Source organism: uncultured Porphyromonas sp. (assembly GCF_947254915.1).
Taxonomy (GTDB): domain Bacteria; phylum Bacteroidota; class Bacteroidia; order Bacteroidales; family Porphyromonadaceae; genus Porphyromonas.
In genome coordinates this window covers 1-13,144 of record NZ_CAMYEZ010000053.1, presented here as the reverse complement: position 1 = coordinate 13,144, position 13,144 = coordinate 1, and the positions used below count along the sequence as shown (strand labels likewise).

Annotated in this window: 11 protein-coding genes and 1 tRNA gene; 3 read left to right on the top strand and 9 right to left on the bottom strand. The window is 52.2% G+C overall.

Going from position 1 to position 13,144, the window contains the following annotated elements:
* Window positions 1-195 precede the first annotated feature (195 nt).
* From Q0X57_RS04525 to nth, 3 genes are all read left to right on the top strand, one after another.
* A complete protein-coding gene (locus Q0X57_RS04525; protein WP_297728283.1) occupies window positions 196-534 on the top strand; it encodes a T9SS type A sorting domain-containing protein in 339 nt (112 codons plus the stop codon).
* 101 nt (window positions 535-635) lie between these two features.
* A complete protein-coding gene (pheS, locus tag Q0X57_RS04520) occupies window positions 636-1,661 on the top strand; it encodes a phenylalanine--tRNA ligase subunit alpha (RefSeq protein WP_297728280.1) in 1,026 nt (341 codons plus the stop codon).
* A gap of 12 nt (window positions 1,662-1,673) precedes the next feature.
* Entirely contained in the window at window positions 1,674-2,321 is a 648-nt protein-coding gene (nth, locus tag Q0X57_RS04515) for an endonuclease III (RefSeq protein ID WP_297728277.1), read from the top strand.
* Window positions 2,322-2,361: 40 nt separating this feature from the next.
* On the opposite strand, the gene dnaX is transcribed toward nth, so the two are convergent.
* The 9 genes from dnaX to Q0X57_RS04470 form a co-directional block, all read right to left on the bottom strand.
* Complete coding sequence (dnaX, locus tag Q0X57_RS04510) at window positions 2,362-4,134, bottom strand: DNA polymerase III subunit gamma/tau (protein WP_297728274.1); 1,773 nt, start codon at window positions 4,132-4,134, stop codon at window positions 2,362-2,364.
* A complete protein-coding gene (locus Q0X57_RS04505; protein WP_297728269.1) occupies window positions 4,127-5,413 on the bottom strand; it encodes an AI-2E family transporter in 1,287 nt (428 codons plus the stop codon). The genes dnaX and Q0X57_RS04505 overlap by 8 nt, the downstream gene beginning before the upstream one ends.
* Before the next feature lie 562 nt (window positions 5,414-5,975).
* A tRNA-Pro gene (locus Q0X57_RS04500) sits at window positions 5,976-6,050 on the bottom strand.
* Between the two features lie 84 nt (window positions 6,051-6,134).
* Entirely contained in the window at window positions 6,135-7,019 is an 885-nt protein-coding gene (locus tag Q0X57_RS04495; RefSeq protein WP_297728266.1) for an AraC family transcriptional regulator, read from the bottom strand.
* A gap of 332 nt (window positions 7,020-7,351) precedes the next feature.
* On the bottom strand, window positions 7,352-10,015 hold the full coding sequence (locus tag Q0X57_RS04490) for a valine--tRNA ligase (protein WP_297728263.1): 2,664 nt from the start codon (window positions 10,013-10,015) through the stop codon (window positions 7,352-7,354).
* A 479-nt stretch (window positions 10,016-10,494) separates the two neighbouring features.
* The gene (locus Q0X57_RS04485; RefSeq protein WP_297728259.1) at window positions 10,495-10,884 is read right to left on the bottom strand and encodes a hypothetical protein; all 390 of its coding nucleotides are present in this window, start codon (window positions 10,882-10,884) and stop codon (window positions 10,495-10,497) included.
* Window positions 10,885-10,888: 4 nt separating this feature from the next.
* The gene (locus Q0X57_RS04480) at window positions 10,889-11,245 is read right to left on the bottom strand and encodes a DUF4339 domain-containing protein (RefSeq protein WP_297728256.1); all 357 of its coding nucleotides are present in this window, start codon (window positions 11,243-11,245) and stop codon (window positions 10,889-10,891) included.
* 20 nt (window positions 11,246-11,265) lie between these two features.
* Window positions 11,266-12,633: an SPFH domain-containing protein gene (locus tag Q0X57_RS04475; protein WP_297728286.1), complete on the bottom strand. Its 1,368-nt coding sequence runs from the start codon at window positions 12,631-12,633 to the stop codon at window positions 11,266-11,268.
* A 41-nt stretch (window positions 12,634-12,674) separates the two neighbouring features.
* Window positions 12,675-13,106, bottom strand: a complete 432-nt coding sequence (locus tag Q0X57_RS04470; RefSeq protein WP_297728253.1) for a hypothetical protein — start codon at window positions 13,104-13,106, stop codon at window positions 12,675-12,677.
* Between the last annotated feature and the right edge of the window lie 38 nt (window positions 13,107-13,144).

Genomic DNA, 13,144 nt, shown 5'->3' with positions numbered 1-13,144 from the left:
CCTCTCCGTGGAGAATTTTCGTTTGCTCACTGGAGATTTCCGATTTCCTACCGAGGGGAGAGATGCGAGGGGAGAGATTCAGGCTAGTAGGTGTGTCCCTACATTTTGCAATTCGTAAGATTTGCAGCATCCGAAATGAGCGCTATGTCAGAAGTTGTTTGTATATTTGCCACTACTACTAGTGACTATATGCCTATGAAGCAAATATTACATACTATATACACCCTCGTCGTTTGCGCTCTACTAGTACCTTGTAGCGCTTTGGCTAGTGACAAGAGCGAAGCTACCGAGCATCAGCTGCTATCTGACCAGAGCCTCGTCGCTGTGGCGTCACAGCCCTCAGCGCTAGAGCAGTCAGCGCCTCAGGTAGAGGTGCGTGACGGTGCCATCGTACCGCTCTGCGAGTATGACCAGATGCAGGTCTTCAATGTCATGGGGCAGGAGGTGCGCAATGAGCACCTGCCTTCAGGAGTCTATCTCGTGCGCATCGTCGTGAAGGGAGAGACCTATACGCTCAAGGTAGTCATACGCTAATCTACTATATGTAGCCCATTCGTTGAGAGCTATCTGCGTCACGCTACGCCTATGCGCTAGCCTGACGTGGCGGGTAGCTCTCTTTGTTATATATCCCATCTATGCTTGATCAAATCCAGCAACTACAATCGGCTCTCGCCCACCTCGTAGCCTCTACGCCCGAGGAGGCTGAGCAACTACGCATAGCTTATCTAGGCAAAAAAGGTCGCATCACTCAGCTCTTTGAGGCGTTTCGCCAGCTCCCTCCTGAGGAAAAGCGCCAGCTCGGAGCGACTCTCAATCAGCTCAAGCAAGAGGCCACTGCACGCATTAAGGAGATCCTAGCCTCTGTCGCTACGCAGTCTGTACAGCAGACGATTGACTTGACCCGTCCTGCGGTGCCTTATCCGCTAGGCTCTCGTCATCCGCTCACACTCATACAGGAGGAGATCTGTAACATCTTCGAGCGCATGGGCTTTAGCATAGCTGAGGGGCCTGAGGTGGAGGATGATTGGCACGTCTTTGAGGCGCTCAACTTCCCGCCAGACCACCCCGCACGAGACATGCAGGACACTTTCTTTGTGGATCACAAGAGCAATATCTTGCTTCGCACTCACACCTCCTCCGTCCAGACGCGTGTCATGAAGAGCCAAGAGCCACCCATACGCGTCCTCTGCCCTGGGCGCGTCTATCGCAACGAGGCTATATCTGCTCGTGCTCACTGCTTCTTTCACCAGATCGAGGGACTATACATTGACCGCAACGTGAGCTACGCCGACCTCAGAGAGGCACTGCTCTTCTTCGCTCAGTCGCTCTTTGGCGCTGACACGCAGATTCGCTTGCGCCCGTCCTACTTCCCCTTTACCGAGCCGAGCGCTGAGATGGATATCTCCTGCGGGCTGTGCCATGGCGAGGGTTGTGGCTTCTGCAAGCATACGGGATGGGTCGAGATCCTAGGCTGTGGTATGGTTGATCCCAACGTGCTGGAGAATTGTGGCATCGATAGCTCCGTCTACAGTGGCTACGCCTTCGGACTAGGCGTGGAGCGCATTGCCAACCTGAAGTACAATGTGAAGGATCTGCGCTACTTCTCGGAAAACAACCTAGACTTCCTCTCGCAGTTTACCGCACACACCACACCACTCTAAGGGCTTCTGAAAGTGACTCTAGACGAACGCTACGGCTTGGCTCTGGAAGGGCTGACCAAGCTCTACCCCAACGCCGATACGGAGCTTATCTATCACGATCCCTTCAGTCTACTCGTGGCGGTCGTCCTCTCGGCTCAGTGTACCGACAAGCGGGTTAACATGGTTACCCCGCAACTGATGGCGCACTACCCGACGCCCGAGGCGATGGCGCGCGCCTCGGTCGATGATCTGCTAGCTTTCATGGGGAGTGTGAGCTATCCAAACAATAAGGCGAAGCACCTCATCGGACTCTCCGAGCGGATCGCTCAGGAGCATCACGGCGTCGTCCCCTCCACGCGTGAAGAGTTAGAGGCGCTCCCAGGGGTAGGGCGCAAGAGTGCCAGCGTGATGCTGGCCGTCTGCTTTGATACGCCAGCGATGCCTGTTGATACGCATGTCTTTCGTGTTGCCAAGCGCATTGGTCTCGCCTCCTCACGAGCCACCACGCCCTTAGCTGTCGAGCAAGCGCTCAGGCGACGCATACCTCGTGAGCAACTCATACGGGCGCATCATCAGCTTATCCTGCTAGGCCGGTACATCTGCAAAGCGCGCAAACCGCTCTGCGACGAGTGCACCCTCACCGCCTGCTGTCGCCATTACGCCACAGCTTCGAAAGATTAGCTAGTGGCCGGAGGTTTCGGTGATGCGAGCACTTTCTTCGTCACTTGATGCGGAGATTGAGCATTTCCGTTAGGTAGGCAACCTCTTTGTAGTGCTCCTTGTAGTAAGCCGCACGCTCCTGAGCTGTCGAGGCGTGCTGCGTCTGCTCCACAGCTGCGACCTCTGTCGTCAGGGTCAGGTGATCGTTGTGTAGCTTCTCCTTGAGATAACGAAGTAGAGAGCGCTGGATCCGCTCAAACGACTCTAGCTGTATGTTGCTTACGAGTGAGATCTTCAGCTCATGAGGAGGCTGTAGCTCTGGGGTGACCGTGTGGAGTAGCTGAGAGAGATAAGCCTCCTCTGCGAGCTCCTCGTCAGCGTAGGTGAGCCACCACTTGAGTAGCGCCTCGGGCGTGACAGGCTCGTCACGTTGCTCTGTGGCAGTGGTGGCGTTATCGCCGTCAGCTTCGCTACTACTTACTTGTGCGGAGAGCGACTCCTCGGCCTGACGTTTGAGCGCCGATATACGTAGCGAGGAAGCCTTGGGAGTGTACTGCTTAGGTTGACTAGTGGCTACCTGAGGACTCTTTTTTTTTTCGTCCTGTGTAGTCGTAGCTGTGGAAGGCTTAGGCGTAGCCGCTTGATAAGTAGCCTGCGGCGCTTGGACGCTACTCTCTTGTGGTGCTGGAGTTGCTGGCGCTGCCGTTGGGGGAGCGACCGTAGCATTCTTAAAGGCGCCACACATCTCGGAGATCCCCATGAAGGTCAGCTCCACCAGTAGGCGCTTAGCTTGTGACGAGCGGTAGTTACGCTCGCAGGAGACCAACTTAGAGATAGACTTGTAGAGAAAGAGCGGATGGATCTGCTGCGCTAGCGTGGCAAAGCGCTCTGCATGTACGCCCGTATAGGGAAATAGCTGCATTGTCTCTGGGGTGCGAGCCACCAGCAGATTGCGCATAAAGTCTGCCAAGCCGATGATCAGTTGTCGCATGGCTACTCCCTTGCCGAGGAGCTCGTCAAGGAGTAGGAGTGTACGCTTGTAGTCACCACTGTATAGGTAGGTGGTGAAGTAAAAGTAGTACTCGTCGTCTAGTATGTTAAGCGTCTGTAGCGTCTGCTCGTAAGAGATGACCCCGTCCTGCGCTGTGCTGGCTAGGCGGTCAAAGAGTGAGAGCGCATCACGCATACCGCCATCGGCAATGCGTGCGATCGTGTCAAAAGAGCGAGGATCGTACTGCAATCCCTCCGCATCAGCCACACGGCGTAGTTGCTCCGCAATCTGCTCTGGTGGTATCGGCTTGAAATCGTAGACCTGACAGCGTGAGAGGATTGTGGGGAGTACCTTGTCCTTTTCGGTTGTGGCTAGGATAAAGACGACATAGCCAGGGGGCTCCTCAAGGGTTTTGAGAAAAGCGTTGAAAGCTCCCGATGAGAGCATATGTACCTCGTCAATGATGTAGACCTTGTACTTACCCTGCTGAGGACGTATGTAGACATCCTCGTTGAGACGGCGTATGTCGTCGACCGAGTTGTTGGAGGCGGCATCCAGCTCGTATATGTTGAACGCCCGCTGATGTAGTGCTGCTTGACAATTAGGGCATACGCCACAGGCCTCGCCCTGTGGGGTTAATTGCTCGCAGTTGATCGTACGAGCTAGGATACGAGCTGCCGATGTCTTGCCCACGCCACGAGGACCGCAGAAGAGGTATGCGTGGGCTATCTTGCCCTGCTGGATAGCACTCTTGAGCGTGAGACAGATAGCCTCCTGCCCGAGCATCTCGTCGAAGGTCTGCGGGCGGTACTTACGCGCCGATACTATAAAGTTGTCACTCATCTTCTTCTATTTTGCTCGCATCTGTGTGCGCCTCCTCATAGCGCTCCAGCTCCGATTTAGTCAGGGATGATAGACCGTTGTTCTGTACGATTTTGGAGAGACGCTCTAGAGACTTCGTCTCCTGAAGCTCCGTAGAGGCGGTGGGTTTAGCCTTTGAGCCTGGTACGAAGTCGTGACGATAGAGGTTGATAAAGAGTATAATCAAGGAGAGAATCAATGGCCCGAAGATGACACCCCAGAAGCCAAAGAGCGAGAGTCCGATGAAGACTCCGAAGATGGTAATCAGCGGATGAATGTTTGCCATCTGCTTCTGTAAGAGGAGACGTGCTACGTTGTCCACACCGCCGATGACGATGAAGCCGTAGAGTGCTAGTAAGATAGCGTTGAGCCAGTCCCCGTTGATCCCCATGATGATAGCCATCGGCACCCACACGATCATCGTGCCCAGCACGGGGATGATCGTCGTAAAGGTCGTCAGTACGGCAAAGAGTAGCGCATTGTCCACTCCAAATATGAGGTAGCCTATATAGGCAAAGACACCCTGCACGAGCGCTAGAACCGGGATGCCGATAGCGTTGCTCTTGACGATACTGATTGTCTCGCTGGAGACAGTCTTCTTATTGTCTTCTGTAAAGGGAAGTAGCTCCTCTACAGCTGACTCAAAATGGTCATACCCTCGTAGCATGAAGTAGAGGAGGAAGAGGATGATAAAGGCATTTAGAAAGAACGAAGACATCCCCTGTAGCAAGCCTTTTACCAAAGAGGTCGAGAAGCTTGTTAGCTTCTGCAGGTTTTCCTCACTCCATAGCTCTATGCCAAAGCGATCCTCCACCTGCTGGATAATATCTTGCGCTTGCGTCGTCAGCACATTGAGCGACTCGGGGTCAAAGGTGGAGAAGAGGTCAATGAGCATCAAGACAATCCCCAGTATCGGTATCAGAAAGAAGAAGATAGCCTCTACAGTCAGTAGCGAAGCCGCCCAGCTACGCCCCCACTGCTTACGCTCCACGAGCCACTTCATCTGGCCTCTCAGGAGGACATAGATAGTCAAGGCGCCCAGTACGCCACTAGTATAGGGTAGGGCATACTTGCCGATGACAAGCATTAGAATCAAGATGAGTGCGATCAAGGAGGTGCGAGGCGTCCAAAAGGAGACCTTATAGACAGGCTCTCCGAGCTTCGTACGACTATGTGTCAGCTCGTCAAGAGCCGTCTGGCGGGTCTGCTGCGTAGCAGAGGATTGTGTGGACGAATCGCCAAAGGAGTGTTTATCTGTCATAGAGATGGAGTGCGTTGGGAGGGAATACCATATTGAGAGGTAATAGGTAGATCCACTAACTTTCTCCCAAAGGTACGAAAAAAGAAGCTAGCCCTCTGGTCAGAGCCCCGCCCTCATAGGGCTGACGCATTATAGCGAACGAATGCACCTACGTCTCTATGAGAGAAATCGGGAGGTGGTGGAAATTGAGAAATTCATCCGTAGATATGTTGGATTATTCAGCGAGGAACGGAAAAATTCTTCGGAACTTTCATTTCATTCTTCCGAACTTTTATTTCATTCTTCCGAACTTTTGTTTCGCCCCTCGGTAGAGAATTTTCGTTTCCTTGGGAGCTAACGGGGATTTCCTCGGGAGAAATTGAAATCAATAGTGAGGTTAAAGTAGCTATAGCGTGAGTCTATAGTGCTACGTAGCAAGGCTTGATCCACGTGTCCCTAGGTTGATACTCCCAGCTCCGAGATAGCCCAAGGAGCATACGTCAGCTTCGCACTCCGTCTAGACGCAACAAGAGTGACTCACACGACTGTGTAAGTCACTCTTGCTATAGGTCTAAAGACCTAGTCGGGATGACTGGATTCGAACCAGCGACCTCACGCCCCCCAGACGCGCACTCTAACCGGACTGAGCTACATCCCGTATTTCGTGGGGCAAAGGTACAACTTATTTTTGGACTAACCAAATCTAAGGGGCACCACTGCCAGCTGCGCACGACAGGCTCCTCTATGCGTCTGCATTCATCATCTGTAGCAACTCTTCCGAGGTCGTCCCCTCCTGTAGAGAGCTGCGTAGTACTGAGGGCGATAGCCCGAAGTTATTCGTGCAGTAACGAGAGAAACTCGAGGCTGAGTTGAACGATAGCTGGCTCGCTACCTCTCCGATAGAGAGGTCATAATCCTGGATGAGGAAGAGTATCTGCTTATTGCTTTGCACTCGTATCCACTGCTCTGGCGATGTGCCAAACTCCTCCCTAAATCGCTTGTAAAAAGCAGACGTAGACATATAGACCCGCTCGGCAAGCTCTGACACCTTAGCATTGCAAGTGAAAGCTGCTACGACATCGCTATAAAACGATGAGACTCCTAGTATAGGCCACAGGAAGGAGGCTAGCTCCTCACGACTGTAGTAAGCGCGTAAGTTCCAAAAGAGCTCCTTGACCTTGAGCTCGTGGAGATAAGCGCACTGAGCCTGATCCATAAGATACTCTTTGAGAGTGCCCAGTAAGGAGTGTATCGCTCCCCGTATCTCTAGAGGAGCAGGATTGTAAGGTACCTGAGCTTTTAACTCTTCAAGCTGCTGTAGCGAAATCTTGTCACAGATGAAGCTTATGACGTCAAAGTAAGCATCCAAGAGCTCCCCATCATCACTTAGGATAGCTCTCGCCGTAGTACCACGAGGGATAAACTTCATCTGCCCCTCTTGTAGCTCCCACAGCTCGTCAGCTATGGCGATACGCACTACGCCTCTCGTACAGAAGAGTATCGAGTGGTAGTCCGTCATCCCATAGGAAGACTTCTGAGTAGTGCCATCTACGTGAATCCAGCCACTATTGGCATGCGTCGCATAGTGGTGGCAGGAGAGATGCTCAGGAGGATTAAAGAGAGTCATATGATCGTCATCTTAGGGTTGAATTAGATAAGTGCGTGTCCATCACTCGTTCGCCCAAAAGGAAAGAACAGCCTGACTCTAAAATTGATAGAGTGCTCTTTCCTAATGTCAAAGGTAGTAAAAACATTCGTAATGACAATACAAGACTTGCTGAAACTGTGCTAAGTCTGGACGAAAGAACGGGATGATGTTCCCTAATTCCCCTAGAGAAACGCACTGCGAATAACTGCTTTTTCTAGTGTAAGTAGCAAGACGTAAGATGTTGATACACCAATTCCTCCCCGAGAGGGCTCAATCGCTTCCTCGGGGAGAGGCGTAAGCGTGGCGCTTACTTAGAGCGTAGCGCCAAGCTGCTTGAGTTGCTGCTGTACTTCGTCAATGCGTAGCAGGGCGTCGCTCTCTTTCTTGCGCTCGAGGGCGACAACTTCGGGCTTGGCGTTGGCGACAAACTTCTCGTTGGAGAGCTTCTTGCGAACTCCTGCGAGGAACTTCTCCTGATGCGCTAGCTCGCCACGCAGACGCTCCACGGTTTTCTCCACATCGATGGCACCCGCCAGCTCGACAGAGTAGGGGACTGTACCGATGATGAAGTGCTCGGCCGTATGCTCGTCCGACTGATGCGCATCCGCCTTGGTGAAGGCAGAGAGGTTGGCCAGCTTGATGACTAGCCCGCTCATACGCTCGGGGTGCTCGCCACTGGTGGTGAGTGCAAGCGACTGCTTGGTCGCTATCTGATGTGCACTGCGTATGCTACGTATCTTGGTGATTAGCTCCACAGTATGCTCCATATCGGCGAGTAGCTGCTTGTCCGCTTGTAGCGTGTCGTCTAGATGAGCGTACATGATGGAGTCGCCTTCCTGGCGAGGTGCCACATCTTGCCAAAGCTCCTCCGTGATGAACGGCATAAAGGGGTGTAGCAAGATGAAGATTTGCTCAAAGTAGTGGATCGTTCGCTCGTAGACGTCACGGCTCATACTGGTGCCGTAGGCGGGCTTGATAGCCTCTAGGTAAAGGCCAGAGAAGTCGTCTCGGACGAGCTTGTAGAGGAGCGTGACGGCGTCGCTGATGCGGTACTTGTCAAAGAGGTCGTCTAGCTCGCTCATCGTCGAGGCGAGTAGTGACTCAAACCACTCCATAGCTATCAGGCTAGCTGCGTCTGGCTTGACTTCGTCAGAGACACTTTGCGTCTTGAGGAAGCGGTAGCTATTCCAGATCTTATTGCAGAAGTTGCGTCCCTGCTCCACAAGGCTCTCGTCGTAGAGGAGGTCATTGCCGGCAGAGGTCGCCATCATAAGTCCTAGGCGCACGCCATCGGCACCGTACTTGTCCATCAGGTCAATGGGGTCGGGCGAGTTGCCGAGCGACTTAGACATCTTGCGTCCTTTGTCGTCACGGACGATACCAGTTAGGTAGACCTTGTCAAAGGGGCGATCACCCATAAAGTGGTACCCCGCCATGATCATACGGGCTACCCAGAAGAAGAGGATGTCAGGCGCTGTGACTAGGACGGAGGTGGGGTAGAAGTACTTGAGGTCTTCCGTAGGCTCGGAGCCATCGATCTTGCCAAAGAGGCTGATAGGCCATAGCCAGGAGGAGAACCATGTGTCGAGACAGTCTGACTCTTGGTTGAGCTGTTCGAGGGTTAGACTGTTGTCGCCAGTCTCTTGCTTAGCTTTTGCCAAAGCCTCCTCGGCGGTAGCGGCTACGACGCACTGACCGTTGGGCAGGTAGTAGGCTGGTATGCGATGTCCCCACCAGAGCTGACGGCTGATGCACCAGTCCTTGATGTTTTCTAGCCAGTAGCGGTAGGTGTTGACAAACTTCTTGGGCACGAGCTGTACGGTGTCTTCGAGGACTGCCTGTAGCGCGGGCTTGGCTAGCTCGGACATCTTGAGGAACCACTGCATTGACAGCTTTGGCTCGATAGCTACATCGGTGCGCTCGCTGTAGCCGACACGGTTGGTGTAGTCCTCCTCGTGGTCAAGCAAGCCAGCCTCTTTGAGGTCTGCGACGATCTCCTTGCGGACGACGAAGCGGTCTTTGCCCGCATACTTATCGCCGTGCTCGTTGAGCGTGCCGTCGTTGTTGAAGATGTCGATTGTCTCCAGCTGATGCGTGATGCCGAGCTGGTAGTCGTTGATGTCGTGGGCGGGGGTGACCTTCAGGCAGCCCGTACCAAACTCTAGGTCTACGTATTCATCTTCGATGATCGGGACGGAGCGACCTACGAGCGGGACGATGACTCGCTTACCACGCAGATGATGGTAGCGAGGATCTGTCGGGTTGATACAGACGGCCGTGTCGCCCATGATCGTCTCGGGGCGCGTCGTAGCTACGACGATGTAATCCTCTGTCCCCTCGATGAAGTAGCGAAGGTAGTAGAGCTTGCCCTGATGCTCCTTGAAGATAACCTCCTCGTCCGAGAGTGCCGTCTGTGCCTTGGGGTCCCAGTTGACCACGCGTACGCCACGGTAGATGAGTCCCTCTTCGTAGAGCTTGCAGAAGACATTGATGACCGACTCCGAGCGCTCCTCATCTAGTGTGAAGGCTGTGCGACTCCAGTCGCACGATACGCCTAGTCTGCGCAGCTGGCTGAGGATGATGCCGCCATACTTGTCGGTCCACTCCCAGGCATGCTTGAGGAAGTCCTCTCGTGTGAGCTGATTTTTCTGAATACCTTGCTTAGCAAGCTGATCTACCACCTTAGCCTCCGTAGCGATCGAGGCGTGGTCGGTGCCAGGCACCCAGCAAGCGTTGTAACCCGCTATGCGAGCACGACGGATGAGGATATCTTGGATCGTGTTATTGAGCATATGCCCCATATGTAGCACGCCCGTCACATTGGGCGGGGGCATGATGATCGTGTAGGGCTTCTTGCTGTGATCCACATGTGCCTCAAAGAGCTTGTGGTCCAGCCAATACTGGTACCACTTAGTCTCAACACCTGCGGGATCGTAGACACTAGTTATCTGAGAAGTGATAGAATCGTCTTGCATTGCTTATCGTCTGTCGTGATATTTGCTACAAAGGTACTGAAAATATCAGGCTAATTTCTATTCTGAGTTATTGGGAAAACTTATAGTAGCTACATTATAAAAATAGGATCTTTTTGGGGGGCAATACGTTTTTGTTGCAGAAAAATCTGATCTCCACGTGGGAAATCTGAAATCTCCACGTGGGCGTGGAAAAATTCTTCGGAAGAATGAAATAAAACTTCGGAAGAATGAAATGAAACTTCGGAAGAAGCAAATAAAAGTTCGGAAGAATTTTTTTGTTCCTCCGTGGAGGATTGTCGTTTTCTACCGAGGCAATTTCGATTTCCTCGGATGTGTGGTGTCAGGTACCTCGGAGTGCCTCGGGACGAGTAACTCCGTGTAGCGACGCAACAGCTGGATCAAACCTGTCGGACACCCCGTCTAGACCTCAAAGGGCAAAGCCACTCCCTGCAACCACCACACAAGCCCTATCGTGAGGTCTAGGCTTCAAGATTGGAGTCGTTTACAGTGTTGCTTTGCGATGACATCTGTAGGCTACTTATCTTGTAGAAGAGTGCGAGATAGGCTACCATCAAGCAACCGTTCACAATAATGTAGTACGCTACGTCTGCCCCTAGTCTAGCAAAGCATATATGACTAATCACAAAGGCGATCAGGAAGACCCCTGAGAGGATCTTCAGGTTCAGTCCTTGTCGAGCAGACTCGTACTGTAAGCCCAAGATGGGGATTGCGGTTATGGCAAAGCATATCGTGGCTCCGATACCCCAGAGGAGATCATAATCAGCACTCTTTGTGATGTAATAGATGAAATAACCCAGCAATCCTGCCAAAGCAATGCTCAAGGCAAGGGGAAAGGCCTTTAGTTTCATACGACTACTCATTACTTTGGGGAATCGGGGGAGGAGTCAGTGCTATGACTCTGAGTATGCTCGGTAGCTGCTCGATAGGTCGCCATTGAGGCATCCCAGGCATCCATGCGAGTGTCTCTTTTGTCACCTTCTTTTCCGTGATAAGACGTACTAAGTCTCTCTCAGAGAGCGGACCCACAGGTTGCCCATCTATAGCGACATAGCAGGGCTGCTGTTGTGGGGCAGGCATAGACTGAATAGACCCTGGTACATAGACCTGCTGCATAGCTTGATTCATCGTCTGTACCATCTGTTGAGCCACCGCCATGCCTAGCCCAAACTCTACTAGTCGGTCGATGGAGTAAAAGCCACTATCGTTCATATCTCTATGGTCTTTAGTTATTATGATTGAGGAGGTGGGGGAGGACACATCCCTGTAGGAGGAGTCTGTGGCGTGGCGGGGGCAAACAGCATGGCTAGCTCGGGGATAGCACTTGCCACCCCCCACTGTTCCATGCCAGGCTTCCATACGTAAGTGCTTGAGGTCAACTGTCCTATCATAGCCATTTGCTGGAGCTGATCTATGGAGAAGGGACCCATTTGCTGACCATTCACGGCTAGCATATAGGAGGGGGCGTCTGGCATAGGTGGAGGCGTATTTACGGCGTTTTGCATTTGCTGCCCCATACTATTGACCATGCCAGCCATCTGTCCTCCGATGGCACCACCCATCATCATGCCAGTCATCATCTCTGCAGGGTTCATACCGCCAGTAGCTCCAGTAGGCATAGCACCCATCTGACCCATATTACTAGCAGCAGTCTTTAGGACATCAGCTTGCTTATCGATAGCGTGCGCCCTTATGTAGGTCGACTCCGACTGTAAGCGCTGTGCTCGCTGTCTCTCCTCACGATTGATGCGCATCGTCTCCGAGAGATTATGTCGATTCACTTGCTGCATCTCTATCATGTTTTTGAGATTGACGTTGGAGAGGGTAGTCAATGTTTTGGCCGTTATACCAGCCGTGAGTGCCTTCACCTCAGCGTAGGCTTTAGACTCTTTGTCGACGATTATAGCTTGGATGTCTAGTCGCTTGAGTCGGACGCCGAACTCCGCCAGGCACTCCTGTAGGCTCACCTCGAGGACACTACTTATGGCATCTATCTGACGTTCTATCTGTACGACAGGGATCGATAGGTCTGAGGGCGTGTTCGCCACAACGCTTTTGACCTTGCGAACTACACTCCCCTCGATCTGCTCCATAAACTCATCAAGATCAAAGTCCTTAAGCCTATTGAGCTTGATAAAGGTTTTGTAGTCCTCTAGAGAGAAAGTCAACACGCCATGCACAGCAACAGGCACGGGGTGATCTGGCAAGCGTGGGTCTGTGACATCAAAGTAGGGAACTACAAGGCTAATCTGATTGTTTCGCTGTAAGTTGATGAAGTAAACCTCCGCTTGAAACGGGGTATCTCCACCATAGGCCAGCCCTGCGATGCTAGACAAGACGGGGAGGTTGGCCGTCTTAAGGATCTGATCGTATGGACCTACGACGAAGTCCTGAGCAGTCTCGTCATTCTGCTTATATACGAAAACCGCTACCTCACCATCCTTGACTCGTAGACTACTGCCGTAGCGTATAGAGTTCTCTCGTGTCGTCGTATTGGCGCGCTGATTTCGCGGTCGCCACTTCCACACCAGATACTCCTCCTCATCACAGCGGATCACGTTCATCAACCCGCCACTTATACCTCTCTTAAATATTGCCATCACAGTTCGATTGTCTTATCTGTTATCCTATAGTTTAGGGATTAAAGAGTAAATGCTAGATAGCAAAGGTAGAATCCAAGAGCAAACATAGAGATGACAAGGAGGAAAGGTCCTACCGTCCTAACTACATCTAGGACTCTCTTCTTTCGAATGGTCTTCTTGCGTCGCTCCTCTATCTCATTGATCAATGTGGTTATCTGCTCGTTCTTGCCATAGAGCATTTTTGCCTTTAGGATTAGACTCCCCAGCTCTGCTTGCTTGGCTTGTCCCTTATCGCTCCAACCAGGTAGATCATTAATCTCTGATAGGAGGCTATTCATCTTATCAAGCAGCCTCAAGGCTTCTTGATTATAGGCAGAGGCTTGCTGCAAGATAGCTCCACACTTGGGGTTGGGGCATACGGCTGACATCGTATTGACCGGCATCCCACAGAAGGGACATCTATCCCTTCTGACCGTTCGATTTGTACCCATAGCTTAGAGTATGCGTTTGATTAATTTATATCCTATAT